Below are 19596 nucleotides of genomic sequence, written 5' to 3'. Positions count from 1 at the left end.
TAAATAATTACATAATCACTATACTGCAATGTTTTTTTAAAATTAATTTTGAATGCTTTGTTAGTGTCACAAATTAAATGCTATTGTGTAAATATACTTTACGGTTTATCTCATTTGAAAGTAATAAATAGTCCAAATCTGTTATTAATCCATTTTTCTCTTAGATAATTTCTAAATACCAATTGAATTCATACAAATGAATCAAATTTACATTGTGTTCCGGCAGTTGGATAAAACTGATGTTTTGCAATACTGTTTGCTCTACCAAAAGGTCTTGCTTGATGATGAATATAGCTTGATCTAAAGTTTTTGTATTACAAAGCAAATTGTAGTTTTTCAGATAAATTCGGATTTCAAACTTTTGCGTTGCAGTGACTTGATCTAATGTTATAAATTTATGTTCTCTTGCTTTTAAAGTAATCTCTGGAATTATGTATGGCTTTTCCAGTTGTTCGATAATTTTATTGATTTTCTCAGTTGGTATCAGGAACGCAGTGAATTTCCAGGTTCTCAGTCTTGGTGCATTGTCGATTAAAAGGGTTACTTGTTGGAAATAGTTGGAACTTCCATTGGCTGTGACAATGAATTCTGTTTTGCTATTTTCTTTTTTTGGAAAAACAATTATAAAATCTATTTCCCTGCAGTAGTAGCTGAGATTTTTGCCTAACCAAAATAGAATTTCCTTTTGTTTTTCAGGAGATTCATTGCAACTATTTTTGATTCTTTGATTGTTGTCTTGGAACCAGTTCCAGAAGGTGTTGATTTTTTTCATTGTGTGAAAAAGTTATTTGGTTAGTCGTTTAGGGTTTAAAGTTGGTTTGTTGCGGTCTCTCCACTCCGCTTGAGATGACAGAGAGGTGGGTTGCTATTATCGTTTGTCTATGGCCGTTTTGTCAAAAGCGATTAAGTTCAGCATGTTTCTCAAGCGAGATCTGACTCGATTGCCGTAGGCGGTTTCTATTTCTGATGCGGAGAGGTTTGTGGTGATGTGGGTGTAGATTTTCTTAGATATAAAAATGTCGTACCTGGAGAGAATAATCTCTGCCATGACATTGCATTCGTTTCCGAAGTATTTGAGGTTCTTTTCGGTGCCTAAATCATCGAAACAGTAGTTTTTATGTTCGGCATGGGTGTTGTGTCCATGGCTGTAGCGCTGAATTACTTCATATCCATCTTTGATGAACTCAAAACTAATGTCCCGGCACGTTTTCATGAAGAACTTTTTATTTGGTTGAGGTACGTAGCGCATTAAAGCCATCAAAGAAGTTTTACCGCAGCCTACTGGTCCAGAAAGCAGAATTCCTTTGCTGAGGTCGATTTCAAACTTAGCTGCAGTACATTCATCATCCAGAAAATAGCAAATCAGTTTTGTGATGTTTGTCGTGTCTTGTTCTAGGAATTGAAATTTGTCTCCAAAATCCTTTTTGCCTTTTTTTTCTAACCAAGCAATTATTTCCGGATAATCGTATTTTGATGTCATGTGGGAGAGTTAAAAAGTTAGGGGTTAGAAGTGTATTTCTAATTTTAGAGAACCTGAAACAAGTTCAGGTTAAAGCGGTTCCCCGTAGTTTTTGTCGGTTTCTGTATGGAGATTATAGGCTCTTTGCTGTTCTTTAACTGGATTGTGTTTCGGGATGTTCATTGTGAATTTGGCGGTATTCAACATCCAATTTCGTGCAGCTGCTTTCCAATCTTTCATTTTTGTTTTCCCACCAATGAGCCATCCGTTGCTGGAGTAATAATTGAAAAAGCGCTCTGCTTCAAACTCGGAATATTCTTGAAACTTGAAATACTCTTTGATTAATTCTAATGTTGGGTTTTCGTCCCTCGACGCCGCTCGGGATGACACGTTCGAAGTGACAGATTTTGCCTTTTCTTTTTTGGCGCAACTTTTTTTCTTTTGGTTTTTTTCCTGATTTTCTATAATTAAATTATCATCTAAAATTTCAAACTCGGGTGTTCTCTCTATATTGTTTATATTGTTTGTATCTGTTTTATTATTATATATATAGAGCTGACCATTAACCTGTTCAATGACTTGTTCGTTTTTTGATACGGTCAAATTTTGAACAGGTTCATTTTTTGGTATGGATAGCTGTTCAACTTTTGATATGGTTTTTACCTCATCAGAGAAGTTTATCATGTTTACATTGGAGCTTGAATGTGGGTTAAATGTTGGGTTATACTCGATAAAACCGAGGATTTGCAATTCTCGCATGCATTTATGATAGGTCGCTTTTGAATTTATTTTGCTGGATTTCATAATTTCTTCGCGTGAAATACCTGTTGGGTTTTTGAACCGGTTCACGTTCCAACATTGGAATAGGGTTAAATAGAGCGAAATGTGGGTGGGGTTGAGGTTTTTTTCATTGTTTATTTTGTTGAAAAAACCAGTGAGGTGTTTGATGTAATTCATTCGAAGTTCGAAGTTAAGAGTGAGAGGTTGGATGAGAACTAAAACAATTTTTGATGCTACTAATTATTGCTATTTGAAAAGAGTAGGTAGCCCTTGTACTTTGTTAACCTCCAATACCTTTTCGATATCCGTATAGGAATAATAAATGATACCACCCACTTTGGTATAGGATAGCGTTCCATTGATGCGGAGGTTTTGGAGGGTTCCGTTTGAAAGATTCAGTAGTTTGCGAACTTCAATAGATCTTAGCCACTTTTTGGGCCTTGCACTAGTTTGGGATTCTACTATTTTTTTGATTTCTTGTAGCAGGTCAATTTTGAATGTTTCAAAATCTTCTGTAGTAATGATTGATGCAGCCATTTGTAAATGATATAATTAGTTCGTTTTATATAAAAAGATTTCAGTCTTTTTTTCTTTTACAAAATTGATTGCTTTAATTCGTTTTCTTTCCCTATCCACTTCGTAGTACTGAAGTAATTTAACATTTCATCACCCCTCCCGATGCATCGAGACTCACCGAGGGAGAGCGAGAAAGAACTGGATTAAATTATAACTAGGTCAGTAAAATCTCTTATAGATCAATTGCTAAGGAGGAATATGTATTATACTTTAAGGGGATTTTTACTTTCAAGAGCAGCATTAATTTTTATAAACATAAAATGATTTTTAGATTATCATTATCCAGTCTGAAGGAGTGAGTTATCTTTAGTTGGTAAAATAGTATGAAATGGCACTAAAAGATAACAGCACTATTCCCGTGAGGAGGGTTATAGTGCTGTTTTTATGTTAATTTTTCTCGTAGTTACGAGTAGGTTCCGCTTTTTCAGAATTCGTCTTCTTTGTTAATTTTATGCTGTAAATTCAGCGTCAATTCTTCGAGAAATCTTGTTTTACTGTTTTTACGGCCTTTAATTTCGGAATAGGTTTTGTAGATATTATCTAATTTGATATTAAAAAAATCTTCGAAAGAGGACGTTATGGTATTGATGTCTGCAGCACCATTATTTAGGGAACCATTGGAGTATAGCGCATAAATTAGTTCCGTAATCGCTGTTTTGGGAGCTGTCCACACCAATACTTTGTGTTTCTTTTCCTCAAACATCATTTCATTACCAGCATTGAGTTTTTGCATTGCTTCGCGGATGTAATGAATAAACCGGTTCATCGCTTTTACTTTAGCCCAGAGCATGTCATGTGAAGTCGAGAATTCCGGGTATTGGTAATAATCAGTCATCGGTGTAAAAGGGAAATTATTTCGATGGTTTCTTGTGAAAAACTGATGGTCCAGATAGGTATATCCTTGTTCCATGTAATGCACAAAATCGACGTTGCGATAAAAGAATTTATTTATTTTCCGCATTTCTTTTTCCAAAAATTCAATTTGGTACGCTCTTCCAGTTTTGGGTTTTCGTAATTCACAGGAATGAACTTCGGTGAAATAGATGAGGTAACTCATTGGTAGTGGTTTTGTGTTTTTAAAAAAATCAATTTCGCTTGAAACCGTTTCAAAATCTTTTTGGTCTACTTTTTCTTTTATGTTCGAGAGTGTTTCATTACATAAATTAATTCCCAAACTCGATTTTTTATGATGATTTTCAGGACTATTAATTATTGATTTGAGTTTTTCATCAAATTCTTCTACATTAATTTTAAACATGTTGTTTTTTTTGTTTTACAATGGTTTATTTTTTGTTTCTACTTGTGTTGTCTTCGTTTTGCAGTGTACCCATCAATTCCATTGAAAAATTATCTCTTGCTTGAATGTAGGCTACTTTTGGAATTATTGTAGCTCCCAGTTTTTTCTTTTCAAAAGTGGCTGAGAAACCAAAATCGATTTTTTTAAAGGCAAGTTCTTTTGCTCGTTTGATTGCCTGATACAAGAGTTGTCGATAGATTTGGAATTCTCTTGCGTAGGCATAGTCCATTCCAATGAGTGAGGGAACATAGGTATGTTCCCTATTTTTATAACAAAAAAGTACCCCGACCACTCTATTTTCATCTTGCTCATCTTCTTTCTTTTTGAGATAAAGCAGTATAAATTCCCAGCTGGGATGATTTGTCATCTCACTGAAGACCTTTTCTGGGTAAGTGAATGTATTAATTGCGAGATTATTGCCTTTCACATTTTTATACAATTGATAGACCTGCTGTGTTTCTATCGTTGTTAGCTCCTTTTTTATGACAATATCAAAAGCCTGTTCAAAAGGCAATACTTCTTCTGCGAAATGACGTTTGGATCGGGAGGAAAGCGTATTGGAAAATTCATTCACATTATCCCATTCTAGATTTTTAACGACACAGGTATCAGGCATGTTTATTTTTATATATCCTTGATTGTGAAAAATGCGATTCAATTGTATGTCTTCATCAAAATCTCGAAGTACTAGCATGTCTGCATTTAATTTATGGTATAGTGTTTCGGCTTGTTCCAGTAAAAGCATTATAGCCTCTTCTGCCAAGGGATGTGTTTTGTTGATAAAACAATGGTTTCCTTCAGTGAATAGGCAACCCATAGACAGCACTTTTGAAGTGAGGTATAATGTATTTTGTTTCCTTGTTTCCTCTAACTGTAGCGATATGGACTCTGCTGCCAACATATCATCTTTCCAGAGACCATGAGTGAAAAAGGTGGCTACTATTGGGGTATTATTTTTGTCTTTGATTAGATAATAATGAAAGTCCCAATTGTTCTCAGGGCAATCTCTATTTGTAAAAGCATTTTCCAAGTAACATAACCCTTCCCAGTCGAACGTGCTGTGTTTTCCTAAAAGTGGATCCCAAATATTCTTGTCAATATTTTTTATGGACGTTTCATAGTTGAGTAACAGTGATGATTCATTAGTCTCTTTCTCTTGCTGATGGTTTGTTTCATTTAAACCAAAAGCGCTACGTATTTTATGTAAGCTGTTCGCTGTTTCTGCTAATGCCAGCGGTAAGAGTTTCTCCATTGCCTCTACCAATGCTTTTATTTCTTCTTTTTGATTGTGTCTAGAAAGGGTGATACGAATCCCTGTGTTTTTAACAGGAACAGCGGGGTATATTGCGGGATTTACAAAGAAACCTTCATGGAATAGATTCTGGACTAATTTATAAGTAGTTATAGGCATCGCCGTTCCAAGAAAAAATACCGGTGAGTTGTTTTGGACTATTATAGGCAAAGAAGTTTTAGACAGTAATTCATTAAAATAATCTATTTTTTCTTCCAGTTCCGTTTGTAAAATGGAAATTTCTGGAGAGAGGTGGATATCTGCAGAAGCTATTGCTGCAGCGACCGATGCCGGTTCCAATTGTGCGGAGAAAGTTAGCGGTCCACCAAAGTTTTTAATTTTTTCGCGTAACCGTTCGTCTGAACAAATTAAAGTGGCTCCACTGGCTCCAAATGTTTTACTTAATGTTCCCATAATCATCACGTTATCTGGCATCTCTTTCAGGATGCTTAGCACATAGCCAGTTCCATTGTGCCCCTTCCAACTCATGCCGTGAACGTCATCAAAATACAGATACAATTGTGGATACTTTTTGCTTAATTCTATTAGTTCAGGAATAGGTGCATAATCTCCGAACATGGAGTAGACCCCGTCAGCCATGTACCAAATTTTTTTGCACCTTGGAGTGAGCTGTTTGATTTTATATTCTAACATATCCATATTGCTGTGTCTGATCATTTCGACAGGAATGCCTCTTAATTTGAGTAATTGGCAGGCATTTTGAACGCTCCAATGTACCTGATGATCGAGAATTACCCCATCTTCATCTCTAACGGCTGTTGGAATTACAGCCATATGTCCGAGGGTGCTATTCTTAGTTATAATAGGAGGTATACCATACATTGTCTCAATTTTTGCTTCTAATGCTGCATATAAGGGATTTGATATATACGATTTGGACAATGGAAATTGTGTGCCGTATTTTTGTATTGCTTCGATAGCAGCTTCTTTTAGTCTGCTATCTTGTTCCAATCCAAGGTAGCCAGTAGTACCAAAATGGAACATTTCTTTGCCTTTTATTTGAATTGTTCTGCCGTTTAAATATTCATCCTCTGCATAAAGATGTAAAACGCCTTCTTTTTTTGCTCCAGCGAATATTTCATCAACGGTGTCAATAAAATTGTTGTGTTTGATTTTTGCCATTATTTATTATTTTTTTTGTTGTTATTGAAAAATTTATTCTAAAAGTCATTATAAATAGCGAAAGTATTTTCACGGTATAAATGAATACTCCCAATATGACAAGTAATATTCCCGATATGACAACAAAACACTTAAAATACAACAAATAATCCCAAATTAACAAGTGTTTTATTTAGAAATGTTTCTATTTTTGTTAAATTATAACTTTGTAAATGCATAAAACATGATTGCAGCCCATGATTTTTATGAGAATGCCTATGCCCAATTTTGGATAGTCGATGGTATTCTCTTTTTTAAGTATAAGCCTAAAACCGTTATTGATTTTAAAGCTGCTCAACTTGTCGTGACAGATAGGATACACTTTCAAAGAGAAAGAACTTTTCCTATTTTATGTGATACACGAGGTGTTGTAGACACTGACAAAGCCGGCAGAGACTATTTGGCACAATCTGGGTCTATATTGACTTGTGCTGTGGGTCTAATTGTAGATGAGAAAGTATTGTTGACTATAAGCAGTTTTTATTTACAGTTTAGTAAACCTTCTGTGCCCACTCAAATTTTTACAACTGAAGCTCCTGCTTTAAATTATTTGAAAAGTTTTATTAATGCGAAGGGATTAGTAATTAGTCCTTAGTATTTAGTGAAAGTAGACAGTACTCAGTAAACAGAAGGTAATTAATAGAAAAAGGACATCATTATAATTAGTATGGATAGACCAGATAATCAAGAGCGACTCGTTGCGATGCATCAAATGCTGTTTGAGATGGCGCGTGGTAATTTTAATAGTCGTATTCCTCTAAGTTCGTACGATGACGAATTGGAAACCCTAGTTGTTTTAATCAATATGGTTGCAGAGGAAATGAAGGAATCCATTTTTCATTCTGGTTTTATTAATACCCATAGTACCCCTGAATTTATTACTCAAACCACTTTAATACTGGATGAAAATTACTGTATTAAAAGTTTTACTCCAGAAATTATTCCTTTTTTAGGTTATTCTGAAAATGAATTGATTCATCAGCCCTTAGCTACTATTATCACAACTACTTCATTAGAACATATCCAAAAACTACTTGATGTTGGTGTTTCATTGCCTACAATTGTAGCTTTAGATTTTACTACCAAAGCGTGTTTGTCTGTTACTGTTTCTTGTAGTGTTGGAAAATTGATTAATCGTTCTGAAATCATATTGAATCTTGTTACTCCTGTAAAGCCTGATTTATATTATCCAATGGTGAGTGAAAGTGAAAATGAAAAACAAATTAAAACGAGAAAGGTTGATGCTTTTTTAATTCAGAAACTGTATGATTATATCTTAGCCCATCTTGAAGAACCGCTTCCTTCACTACAACTTCTTGCTCGTAAATTTGGCACTAACGAGCATAAGTTGAAAGATGGTTTTCGTCATTTTTTTAAAACAAGTATTTATAAATTTTATAGTCATGCCCGCTTGAAAAGAGCTTACTTTATGATCGAACATACAGCAATACCGTTAAAAAATATTTCTGTGATGAATGGTTTTAATAATTATCCTAATTTTTCAAAATCCTTCAAGAAATATTTTGGTTTTTCACCCTATGAACTGAAGCGAAATGAAGTTGATTTTACACCTCCAGAGGAAGACTAAATTTTTTCCATTTAACGTTTATCCGTTTTAGCCAACTATTGCTCCCAAAAAGACAAGTGTTATTGTTTTGAAATTCAGAATTTTACGTTGTAGAATTTAAACTATAACGCTATGAGACTGAATACTAGATTGCGAATTGTGCTTTTAGAGCTTATCTGTCTGCTCTATATCTTATTGTTTGTTTATGCGGCGGTAAGTAAACTTTTGGATTTTGAAAACTTTCAGATACAACTGGGACAATCTCCATTGCTAAGTACTTTTGCAGGATGGGTATCGTGGGGCGTTCCAATTGTAGAGCTCGTCATAGCCTTACTTTTACTTGTTCCAAGATTTCGTCTTGTGGGTCTTTTTGCTGCTTTTAGTTTGATGACGATGTTTACTAGTTATATTTTTATTATATTGAATTATAGTTCTTTTGTTCCCTGTTCCTGTGGTGGGATACTTGAAAAAATGGGCTGGAGCGAACACTTGGTATTCAATATCTTTTTTGCAATGCTTGCTATTTTAGGACTGTCTTTAAGTGGGCAACAAGGCAAAAATTGGATAGGAAGAATGAGGCCATTATCTCATTTTGCAACTATTTTTGTTACTCTGCTATTCAGCGTAGGATCAGTGATTGTCTTATTTCTTTCCTCGGAAGAGATTATGCATCATGAAAATCCATTTATTAGACGCTATCCACAACATCCTATAGCATTAACACATTCGGTTGATTTAAAATTCAATTCTTATTATTTTGCTGGCTATACCAATGATAGAATTTATCTCGGTAATTATACTGATCCTTTGCATGTCTTACACATGGATACCACTTTACAGCATCGACAAACATTAAAAATAGCGTTTGATCGAACAGATATCCCATTCCGGATGGCAAAAGTTTTAATAAGAGCGCCTTATTTCTATTTGATGGATGGTACTGTGCCTTGTGTTTTTAGAGGCAATATTCATAATTGGAAAGCCAGTATAGAGTTAAAGGGCAGTCCCTACTTTACTCTAGCGGAACCCATAGATAGTAGCACGATAGCATTTCGAAACAATAGCGGTAAAAAAGGGGAGCATGTTCTTGGTGTTTTTACCTCTAATAGATTATCGAAAGTGCATTATACCCCACAACTTTTACAAAAACAAATCGATGGGATTTTCGATACAGATGGTACACTCCAATATAGTAAAGAACTCAGCAGTATGGTTTATGTCTATTTTTATCGGAACGAGTTTATTGTAGCTGATAAAAAGGCAACACTTGACTATAGAGGCAAGACAATAGATACTATAGCACACGCTAAAATTAAAGTTGCGTATCTCAAAGGGCAAACGGTACGAAAAATGACGGCGCCCCCTCTCACAGTTAATGCTCATACAGCCGTTTGCAATAATCTGCTATTTGTTCATTCCAAAGTACCTGGGCGTTATGAAAATAGCACACTGTGGAAGCAAGCCTCTATTATTGATGTATATGACCTTAATAAAAATGTTTATGTTATGAGTTTTTCTGTCTATAAAATTGATAATAAAGAACTTCATTCTCTATTTGTTACTTCTACCCATTTGTATGCTTTAATAGGTACGGAGCTTGCAATTTATGAATTGAAAGCTATGCTGAAAAATGAAACAAAAAGTGTAGGTAGGAAAAAACCCTGATGCACATAAAATATACCGGCCAGTATCAGGAAAAAGATCGAACACCTGTAGAAAATAGTAGATCAAGTTTAATTTAATATTTAGAATTATGAAAAAGACATTTTTAAAAAAGATGATGCCCTTCGCAGTTGTAGTGATGGGGATTTCAGGAGCCTTTTTGACCACTTCGATGCAAAGTGATTCGAATAGTGTTGCACCTCGTACGGGATACATTAATGGCGCTCAAGGTGCTTGTAGTGTACCGGTGAATTGTAGTGACATTCCTGGGCAAGTTTGCCGTGCCAATGGAACTACAGGGGCACAGGCTTTTGGTAAAGACAGTCAAAACAACTGTGTAGAGCTTCTTTATCGTCCGTAAAAAGTAATTTTTTCAGACAAACAAAAGGCAATGCAGTTCTCTAGCAGAACTGCATTGTTTTTTTTTAATGGATACACTATCATTTTGTCCCTTGACTAATCCATAAAGGAGGAAACTCGTCCTTAAGGTAATACCCAAACCATTGTTGAACCCTTTCAAAAAGATCCTTTTGATTGGTTGGATTCAAAAGCGTATGTCCTTCTTTAGGATAAAGTAATGTTATATTTTTTTTACCTAATCGGCGTAGGGCTAAATAGTATTCTATACTTTGATGCCAATCGACTTGCCTGTCTTCTTTTCCCGACCATAGGAGAACAGGTGTACTAATTTTATCAGCAGAAGCAATTGGGGAATTGCGATTATAGGCTTGTGGATCTACGAACGGAGATTTCTCCATTTGCCATTGCTCAGCTCCGAATCGCCACATATCTGGTTTTCCTGTATTCCAACCCACGGTCAGGTAAAAACTATTAAGATCAGTAACCGCGGCTCCAGCTACTGCAGCGGCAAATATTCCTGTTTGGGAAATAGCAAAAGCAGTTTCGTAACCACCGAAGGAATGTCCTATAAGACCAATTTTATCGGGATTTACCAAACCTCGCGAAATAACTTCCTTAGTTGCCTTCACGATGCAGTCGGCCGCAGTGATACCTGGATTTCCAATTTCGAGCTGAATATCAGGGTACAAAACAAAGTACCCCTGTGTTGTGAAAGCGGTGGCATTGAAGCCATCCTCTGTAAATTGTGTAGGATTGACATATTTATGAAGCTCGTTGGACTGCTTCTCGTAAACATTTACAATCATTGGATACTTTTTTTGAGGATTATAAGTTGCAGGGTAGAATAGTACTCCTTTTAAAGCTATATTTTTTGAATTGCGGTATTCTATCAATTCCGATTTTCCCCAAGTGTATTTTTCTTGCTGTGGATTGCTTTGAAAAAGTAATTTTGCGTCAGCAGCCTCTTTTTTAAACATCAGTCGGGGCGAACAATCAAAACGCTGTTCTTGATAGATAAATGTCCCTTCTTTTTGGGAATAGGTAAATTGGTCAATATATTGGGATCCATACACAAGGGACTTTTCTCCAAGACCGCTTTTCCATTTAAAATAACCAGTCCTTCCGTCGTCTCCCTCTGCCCTTAAAATTTGTTCTTTTTCTAAATTTATCGCACTGCTTTTCCAACCATCAAAATTTTCTTTTAACCTTTTGTTGGAGACCTTTTCCGATAGCCTGAACTGAATATGTTTTTCGCGGCCATTTGTTAATTTTCTATAAGAAGTTCCATCAGGTGTTATTGCCCATATATCATATTGATCATAAATCAGTATTTCGTTATCATTAGTGCTCCAGCCAGGGTTTCCATAGGCTGAATCCTTATACAACGTATGTACTTTTCCTGTGAATTGTCCCCCAGTATTTAACGTTACATTGGTGTGTGTCTTAGTGGCTATATCATAAACCCACCAATTGTCTTCCCTAAAGTAAGCGATGTATTTTCCAGTAGGGGAAGGCAGCAGGTCTGAATAAAAACTTGAATGTTTCCGGAGCAAAAGGTTTTTGTCTCCCGTGGCAAGATCAACAATGTAAAAATCACGAGGACCTTCGAATTCAAATTGCGGTTCGTAATCTTGGGGGTTCGAAAGAATGGCATACTGCTGATTACCGCTCAGCATTACTACGGGAAGTTTTGTTGTTGAAATCGGGGTAAAAAGTTGTTTCATGGGATACCAAACGGCAAGATGTGCATATTCTTCAAATTGCCCCCATTTTTGCTGCATGGGATAAATCCATTTGGCATTGCCGTTCCACAATTCTACATCAGAATCTGTTACAGCAGGTTTAGTTTCTGGATTCAATTTGATGGCGAAAAATACCTTTTGCAAATCGTCCGAAATTGACAATTTATAGGTAGAATTGGTTACTATAGCCGCATCCTCTGGAAAACCCAATTGTGTTTTGGGATTCAAATGGAGTACTGTTTTGTTGTCGAGCCTGTAATAAAAAACACTATTAATGGTAGCAGAAGGAGATTGGCGGCTAAAGAAAGTAAGTGCTTTTCCCGATTCGTGCCATGTAAAATCATGGAAGCTCTCTTCACGATCTTCTAGAATCCATGATTGATGGCATATTTTTTCAAGGCTAAAAAGAGCCACTGAATTTTTGTTGTCTCGATTTACCGTGTACGCCAGTTCTTTCGAAGTGGGGCTTATTGCAAAATTATTTACTCCGTAGATTTTCTCGATTGTTGAGCCTTCAGGTGTTCGGATCAATAAAGTACTTTCCCCTGCGAATGAAGTAATAAGAAGTATTAGTTTACTTGCATCAGCAGAAAAAGCGTACTGAGTAACATTTGCTATAGTTTCCAGCTTTCCGGTTTTTAAATTTACAAGCCTTACTTCTTGATCAACCAGGCAGGCAAACCAATTATTGGCAGCGAAAGTAGTATTGTTTCCTGCGGGAAAGGTGTAGGTTTTTAAGGATGCAGTATTTCTAACAAACAAGGTGTCTACGCCACTTTCATAACCCACTCTATAACTGGTCCATTTACCATTAGGGGCTATTTTATCTAGTTGTAGTTCACCCCATAAATGATAGTCGGAGGGAGTCAGTTGTTTTTTTTGCACCACCTGCCCCCATAAGGGGCAGGCTACTACTGGCAAAATAAATAATAAAAATGAAATTAATTGTAAGCGTAACATAGCAATAGCAACTCTTTTGGCTCTATTTATTTTATAGTTTTTTGATACCATCATCATCATCATATTTAATATCCAGGATTTTGTGGACGTAGGTTAGGATTTGCACTTAATTCACTTTGTGGCAGCGGGAAAAGGATGTCCGTACTATTCCATCCGGGTTTTATGCCCGATAAAGTATTGTTAATTTTGCCATAGCGTTTCAAATCAAAAAAGCGATGCCCATACTCCGTAAAAAATTCCCATCTCCTTTCCTGATTTATGGCATCAAGTATTTCCTGTTGCGATACAGCATTAGTATCGTTTAGTGCCGCACGATTCCTGATTTTGTTGAGATCCTCTTTAGCGCCGATAAGGTCACCCTGTTGTGCTCTTGCTTCTGCTCTGATGAGGTATTGCTCTGTAAGGCGAAGGATGATAGAATACTCTTGTGAGGAAGGGGTGAAATTGAATTCCTTGTATTTATAGGCATGGTGCCAAGTTGTCGTTCCGTCAGTCACAGCCGCGATCCAATGGGTTTTGCGTAGGTCGTTAGACGTAAAGGAATTGACTAGGTTCTCGTTTAAGGCTACTAAAGGAGGAGGGCCAGAAAAGAAGATAAAGGTAGCTGCTTCATCCGTATTTTTACCCGATGTCGCAGACATGAATTGCCAAATGGTTTCTTTGCTCTCTTTCAAGAAGACTTTGTCTAAATCATCTTCCCAAACATATAAGTCTGTTTTGTTTAGTACAGCAGAAGCGGCATTCGCGGCCTCAGCCCACTTCCCTTGATACAAATAGGCTCTTGCCAATACGGCTTTTGGAGCATATTTATTAGGACGTATTCTGTCAGTATTGGAATAGCCTTCTGGTAGTCGGTTTACTGAGGCTTCCAAATCGGCTATAATAAGCTGATAGACTTCATTGCTAGGCATTCGGCTTACGACACTGTTGTTTCTGTAATCGGTAGTTGTGATATAGGGAATATCCCCGAATAGATTCACCAGATAGAAATGAAGTAATGCCCGTATAAAAAGAGCCTCTCCTTCCAAATTTTTTTTGTCGTTGGCAGTAAGGGTAGTTGATGCCCTAATACCTTCAATTATTGCATTTGTCGCATATATTTGATTGTAGGTTGTGTTCCAAAATGAAGCTACAGCAGTATTGGACGGTAATAGTACATTATTATAGAAATCTAATGTTGGATCAGCAGGCGCACCATAGCAGGTAATTTCATCTGTATAGCTGCCAAGCTGGTTTGAAACGCCATAGGCAGTTCCTGTTAAAAGGCCCTTGTCTCTAATATTCGAATAGATGTCTGAAAGAGCAGCATTTGCAGTGGAGACATCTTGAAAAACGGTTGCGCTGGTCAGTTGCGCCTTAGGGAGATCCACTTCAACAAAAGAATCACAGGAACTAATGCTCATTGCCAAACTCAAAAACAAGGTTAATAGCATGGGACGAGAGGTAAAAATGGTTTGAATTGATATCGTTTTCATTTTTGTATAATTAAAAAGTTAGTTGAATACCAGCAGTAATGATTTTTAATGGGGGTAAGTATCCATAATTGGTAAATTCTGGATCACCATCTTCATACTTGGTAAAAGTCAGTAAGTTTTGACTTTGCAGTATAATCTTGCATTGGGTGTTTTTTATACTCAATGGAAGATCATAGGACAATGCAATATTTTTGAGACGGATAAAGGAAGCATCGCTAATAGCTGCATCACTTTCACTGTATAAATAATCTGCAGTGACGGCTGCATCATTGTACCCGATGGTGTAGATCTGATACGGTCCATTATCTCCTGGCTGTTGCCAACTGTTCAACATTTTTGTAGGCTGATTGGACATTTGACCAGCAAAACCCATTGGATAATTGCGATTTTTTTGTTTTACAAATTGAAACAAGAAGTCAAGTTTCCAATGCTTATAACTCAGCTGGTTTTGCAGTCCGCCAAAATATTCCGGATTGAGATCAACCACGGTCTGTCTATCATCAGGAAATGCTATTTTGCCATCGTTGTTAACGTCTGCAAATTGGTAAACTCCTGTTTGCGGATCAAGCCCTTTGTACTTGTAAAGCAGCTGAATATTTAGCGGTTGGTTGATGCGGTATTGCTCTTTATAGGATGATGATTCTAATCCCGGAAAGCGGAGGAGTTTGTTTTTGGCTAGGGTCAAATTCAGGATCGTTGCCCAATTAAAATTTTTAGTACTACAATTGAGGGTACGCAATGTAAATTCTAATCCTGTATTTTCGACAGTAGCATCAAGATTAGATTGTAATGCCGAAAATCCGGTTGTGCCCGGTAGCGGGATACCTACCAATTGATTAGAAGATCTATTACGATACCATGCGCCTGTTAGAAAAAGCTGATCGTGTAAGAACCCTGTTTCTAAAGCCACTTCCAGTTTTTTATTGGTCTCCCAACCAAAATCAGGATTATAAAGGCGTGTTGGCTGTAGCCCGATAACTCCATCATAAGGGATCCCTGATGAGGAATAGGTGTTTAAAAATTGATAGTCGCCAATCTGGTCATTACCCGTAGTTCCATAGCTAGCGCGAAGTTTACCAAAACTAAACCAAGAACTGTTTTTGAGAAAGGTTTCATTAGAAAATAGCCAAGCTGCGCCCACTGCCCCAAAATTTGCAAATTGGTTGCCTGGACCAAAGCGGCTGGAGCCATCCCGCCTTCCAGTAAGGTTTACAATGTAACGTTCTTGCCAATTGTAGTTTATCCTCGCAAAAAAGGCCTGATACTTGTACACGGTTTCATCACTCAACTTTACCCGTACGTTAGTGGCTGATGCCAAATCATAAATGAGGCTGTTTGAACTAAAACCTGTTCCAGATTGAAAAAGATGGGAAGTACTCTGATTTTGAAATGTCCCGCCCAACAACATACTGAATTTTCCTTTACCTAATTCTTTTTCCCAGTTCATTTGTGGTTCTACAATCCAAGAACTGCGATTGGTGTTGTTTAAGTATATTCCGGAATAGGCGCTGCCAATCCCATAGGAAGGATTGTATATGGTTGAGGGAGAAATACGGCTTTCGGTGTGGCGTAGGTCTGTAAATCCGAAACTACTTTTAAGTACAAATCCTGAGACTATTTCATAGGATAGCACTGTATTGGCAAGCAAATCGTTTGTTTTGGATTCGAATTTGGCGGCAAGATTCCGCAATGGATTATCCCAAGTGCCATTTTCCCAATTGAGATTACCGTTAGCGTCATATAAGGCTGGGGCATTTGGAGGAAGAACACGAGCATCATAAGTGAAGTCAAATGCAGGTTGATCATTATCTTGCGCAGTGTAATTAGCTGAGAATGTCATTTTGAATTTAGCATCTTCGGAACGGTGGTTCAGGCTAAATTGCGCTCCTCCAAGTTTGTATAGAAAATCCCCAGGAAAGACTGTTGATTCCGTATGATAATTCCCGCTGAAAAGAAATTGTGTAGTTTCCGATCCTCCTGAAATGGTACCTTGTAATTTTGAAATCGCGGCGGTGCCCCCTAGTAGTTCTTGCTGCCAATTCGTATAGCGGTTTTGATCCCAAGTCCCGTTGATGTCATAGTCCCATGCCTGATATTCGGTTATTCCATCATTGCTTAAGGCTTTTGCTCTCATAGCCAGATACTGCTGGGTGTTCATTAGTTTCATAAAACTGGTGACTTGACCACTCCCTGTTGATGCAGTAATATTAAATTTTGTTTTTCCAGCCTTTCCTTTTTTGGTAGTTACCAACACGACTCCATTTGCGCCTCTGGAGCCGTAAATAGAAGTGGCATCGGCATCTTTTAAGACTTCAATACTTTCAATATTATCAGGGTTAATACTATTCAGAGGGCTTGTAACTGTTGGGAATGTGGTCGAAGTTTGATTGTAGCCAATGGGATCGGAGGAGTAGGGAACTCCGTCAATGACATATAAAGGAGCATTGCCCCCGGGACGAATGCTGTTTTGTCCCCTTATTTTTATCTCAAACCCTCCGCCTGGTATACCTGTAGTTTGGGTGATGCTGACCCCCGCCATTCGTCCCTGCATTGTTGCGAGCATATTGGTAACGGGTTGGATTTCTATGGCTGCTGCCGAAATTTTAGAGATACTACCGGTGCGTTCACTTTCTTTTACAGAATAGTAGCCTGCATTGACACGAACTTCTTGTAGCGAGGTTATGTCTTCGCGCAACTGTATGTTAATTGTTTTGCGTCCGTCTATTGGTATTATGAGTGTTTTGAATCCTATGAAACTAGCCACTAGAGTATCATTAGGTGCCGCTTCTATGGTGTATTCACCATTGAAATCGGAGGTTATTACTGATTTTGCTTTTCCTTTTATGGAAATACTAACACCGGGTAGCGGGTTTTTGCCGTCAGTTATGATACCACTAATCTTAGATAGTGGTTGTAGGGAATGTTTGTGTATTAGTGGATTGCTCGCTAGAGCAGGAGTAAAGGACAAGTACAATCCCAAAATAAATGGGGATATAAATCCTTTCCAAGACCTATAAATTGAAAAATTTTTCATACTATTGGTTTAGTTAATTGAAATGTGAATTTTGTTAGCGTTGGTCCTCTTGTCTAGTTTGTCGACGAGTGAGAGGGCCTTTTTTTGTTTTCGCCACGAACCCGATAGCTATCGGGACTAAGGCGCTAATTTTTATTTTTTTATTAAGTCATAGGCGTTATCTGTTTTCCGTTGTGGGTTATCCGGTATGTGTTGCTGTTGCTTCTAAATAAGTTTTACCATTTATTAGTAACCAATTGTTTTTAAGTAATTACAAATGGTTTTCTGTAGTCAGTTCTAGCTTTGGAAGAGCCGTTTAAGTAAAACTCCCGGAACCATAAAGCCAAAGGATTATAAGCGTTATTAATGCCACTATTAAAGCAGCTTTTATAGCTTTATAATATTTCATGTTTTCGTTGTTGGTTGTTCGTGAAAATTTTCGTTTTACCTCTCCCGAAAGCTTTCGGGACTAAAGGGAGTCGAAAATTTTAGATCGTTATGTGTGAATTGTTGTTCGATTTTTTATTTCGATGTGCATCGTTGCTGTCACCGAAGATTTTTTGAGTGCTTTTTTTTATTGCATAGGCAGATGGATTTAAAGGTTTTTTTAAAAGGAAAGTACACCGCCGTTGCCAGTTGCAGCCCAACGCAGGCGGCGCATTTCCCAACTAATTCAATAAACTAAATGGTTGCGAGACTAAAATAAAAGGAAGATTTGCTAAGAATAGAAGTGAGTAACTTTTGCACATAAAAAATGGCATGGAACTCAGCTTACTGCCTTAGAGGTACTGGTATACCCGGGAACAATAAGTGAGCCCACGCCATGGGACGTGAGCATCTTACTTATCATTTCGTTCCTTTTAAAATTACCAGTTTTCTAAGACGAAATTCAAAGCGAATGCTTCAATATTGTATTTGAAGAGTCGCAAAAATACATTTTTCAATGCAATCGAATTACAAATATATAAATATATTTCAAATATGTACTATAGTACATAACATTTTAATCACTTTTTGTTTCAATTTGACTTATGCATGAATCATTAGAAGAAATAGAACGTTATGTTATTTCTAGGGTACGAGAAATAAGGGAGTCTAAAAAAATTACTCAGGAGGAACTCTCATTATCAATAGGTAAAAACATAACATTTATATCTCAAATAGAAGCTCCATCAAAAAAAGCCAAATACAATGTAGCTAACTTAAATTTAATTGCCACGGCTTTAGATTGTTCACCAAAAGACTTTTGGCCAGAGAAGCCGCTTTAAATACCACTGAAGAAAAGATGCCTAGGCATCTTTTTTATTTTGTAGGGATAACCAATACTTGTCAATTCAGGAGAAAGAGTTGTCAAAAAGGGCGCATTGTATTTCCAAGCAAATGAAATAGTAATTACCCATTCTATCTTTGATCTATGGAATGGTATGAGATAATAGGGGTAGTTGTTATGGTTGTAATTGGTGTCTTGATTAGAGGTGCCATTTATGAGTTTAGGAAAAATTATTTTTATAATGATAGTTGGAGGAGTAGGGATAGGAAATAAAGATGCTGCGAGGTGTCTTTTTTTATGCGTTTTGTTTTTTGATAGTGTGGGAAACCGTAAAGGATTGAAATTATAATGGATTACTTTTACTTTATAGCAATGTATCAATATCACTAAAAGTGGGTATTGTAAGAATAATTAGAAAAGCTTTTATTTACGAGCTAGGATCAATAGGGTAAATCTTATTGAAATTAAAAAAAAAGTATAAGATGTTGATGTTATATACTAGTTGCAATAAATAATCTTGCCGAGCTTTGCGTTTAAAAAATCAAAAAAAAATCGTTAAGCAGAAAGTATTTTGATTCAATTTAAGTGATGTAGTTTGCGCTTAAAAAGTAAATTGTTAAGCGGAAAATTATTTGGTTAAATTTTTGTGATGCATTTTGCGTATAAAACTTGGCCAAATTTATTAATCAAAAATATTTTTCCGAAATTGAAGCGATGCAGTTTGTGTATAAAAAGAATCATGAAAAATCGTTTAGCCAAAAACACTTTGGTTCTATTTAAGTGATGCAGATTGTAGCGAACTAGATTGCGGAAAAGTCAATTGCGAAAAGAATAATTATACCTAAAATTACTTATTGCAACACACGTTTTGCCGTATTTGGGGTTTTAGTGGAATTATCGTTTTTATTCGTATATTCGTTTAGCCAAAAATAATCGTTTTACATGCCCCAAACACGGCAAAG

General features: G+C 36.7%; 14 protein-coding genes. 5 read left to right on the top strand and 9 right to left on the bottom strand.

Annotation, left to right across the window (positions count from 1 at the left end; genetic code table 11):
* Positions 1-160: 160 nt before the first annotated feature.
* The 6 genes from ACVEGE_RS00600 to ACVEGE_RS00575 all read right to left on the bottom strand — a co-directional run bounded on the left by ACVEGE_RS00600 (position 161) and on the right by ACVEGE_RS00575 (position 6546).
* The gene (locus ACVEGE_RS00600; RefSeq protein WP_192500835.1) at positions 161-772 is read right to left on the bottom strand and encodes a hypothetical protein; all 612 of its coding nucleotides are present in this window, start codon (positions 770-772) and stop codon (positions 161-163) included.
* 96 nt (positions 773-868) lie between these two features.
* Positions 869-1480: a P-loop NTPase family protein gene (locus tag ACVEGE_RS00595; protein ID WP_192500836.1), complete on the bottom strand. Its 612-nt coding sequence runs from the start codon at positions 1478-1480 to the stop codon at positions 869-871.
* 69 nt (positions 1481-1549) lie between these two features.
* Complete coding sequence (locus ACVEGE_RS00590) at positions 1550-2416, bottom strand: transcriptional regulator (RefSeq protein ID WP_192500837.1); 867 nt, start codon at positions 2414-2416, stop codon at positions 1550-1552.
* Positions 2417-2485: 69 nt separating this feature from the next.
* Positions 2486-2776 carry a helix-turn-helix domain-containing protein gene (locus ACVEGE_RS00585; protein WP_192500838.1) on the bottom strand — a complete coding sequence of 97 codons (291 nt, stop codon included), beginning with the start codon at positions 2774-2776 and terminating at the stop codon, positions 2486-2488.
* A gap of 463 nt (positions 2777-3239) precedes the next feature.
* Complete coding sequence (locus ACVEGE_RS00580; RefSeq protein ID WP_192500839.1) at positions 3240-4073, bottom strand: RteC domain-containing protein; 834 nt, start codon at positions 4071-4073, stop codon at positions 3240-3242.
* A 25-nt stretch (positions 4074-4098) separates the two neighbouring features.
* Entirely contained in the window at positions 4099-6546 is a 2448-nt protein-coding gene (locus ACVEGE_RS00575) for an aminotransferase class I/II-fold pyridoxal phosphate-dependent enzyme (protein ID WP_192500840.1), read from the bottom strand.
* 223 nt (positions 6547-6769) lie between these two features.
* Here ACVEGE_RS00575 and ACVEGE_RS00570 point away from each other — a divergent pair, with 223 nt between their 5' ends.
* From ACVEGE_RS00570 to ACVEGE_RS00555, 4 genes are all read left to right on the top strand, one after another.
* Complete coding sequence (locus tag ACVEGE_RS00570; RefSeq protein ID WP_192500841.1) at positions 6770-7180, top strand: DUF7793 family protein; 411 nt, start codon at positions 6770-6772, stop codon at positions 7178-7180.
* 72 nt (positions 7181-7252) lie between these two features.
* The gene (locus ACVEGE_RS00565; protein WP_192500842.1) at positions 7253-8173 is read left to right on the top strand and encodes a helix-turn-helix domain-containing protein; all 921 of its coding nucleotides are present in this window, start codon (positions 7253-7255) and stop codon (positions 8171-8173) included.
* 111 nt (positions 8174-8284) lie between these two features.
* Positions 8285-9817, top strand: coding sequence for a DoxX family protein (locus ACVEGE_RS00560; protein WP_192500843.1), 1533 nt, complete (start codon positions 8285-8287; stop codon positions 9815-9817).
* A gap of 88 nt (positions 9818-9905) precedes the next feature.
* Positions 9906-10175 (top strand): DUF6520 family protein, encoded by a 270-nt coding sequence (locus ACVEGE_RS00555; protein WP_225738108.1) that lies wholly within the window; start codon positions 9906-9908, stop codon positions 10173-10175.
* 79 nt (positions 10176-10254) lie between these two features.
* Here ACVEGE_RS00555 and ACVEGE_RS00550 read toward each other — a convergent pair whose 3' ends face one another.
* The 3 genes from ACVEGE_RS00550 to ACVEGE_RS00540 are packed head-to-tail and all read right to left on the bottom strand — an operon-like array spanning position 10255 to position 17385.
* Positions 10255-12930 carry a S9 family peptidase gene (locus tag ACVEGE_RS00550; protein ID WP_192500845.1) on the bottom strand — a complete coding sequence of 892 codons (2676 nt, stop codon included), beginning with the start codon at positions 12928-12930 and terminating at the stop codon, positions 10255-10257.
* Positions 12931-12941: 11 nt separating this feature from the next.
* Positions 12942-14351: a RagB/SusD family nutrient uptake outer membrane protein gene (locus ACVEGE_RS00545; RefSeq protein WP_192500846.1), complete on the bottom strand. Its 1410-nt coding sequence runs from the start codon at positions 14349-14351 to the stop codon at positions 12942-12944.
* A 10-nt stretch (positions 14352-14361) separates the two neighbouring features.
* A complete protein-coding gene (locus ACVEGE_RS00540; RefSeq protein ID WP_192500847.1) occupies positions 14362-17385 on the bottom strand; it encodes a SusC/RagA family TonB-linked outer membrane protein in 3024 nt (1007 codons plus the stop codon).
* Between the two features lie 1010 nt (positions 17386-18395).
* Between ACVEGE_RS00540 and ACVEGE_RS00535 the strand changes: the two genes are divergently transcribed.
* Positions 18396-18632, top strand: coding sequence for a helix-turn-helix domain-containing protein (locus ACVEGE_RS00535; protein WP_192500848.1), 237 nt, complete (start codon positions 18396-18398; stop codon positions 18630-18632).
* Positions 18633-19596: the final 964 nt, after the last annotated feature.

The sequence above is a fragment of the Flavobacterium sp. PL002 genome (genome assembly GCF_054165825.1).
Note: the sequence above shows the minus strand (reverse complement) of the source record. Positions and strands in the feature narration are given on the sequence as shown.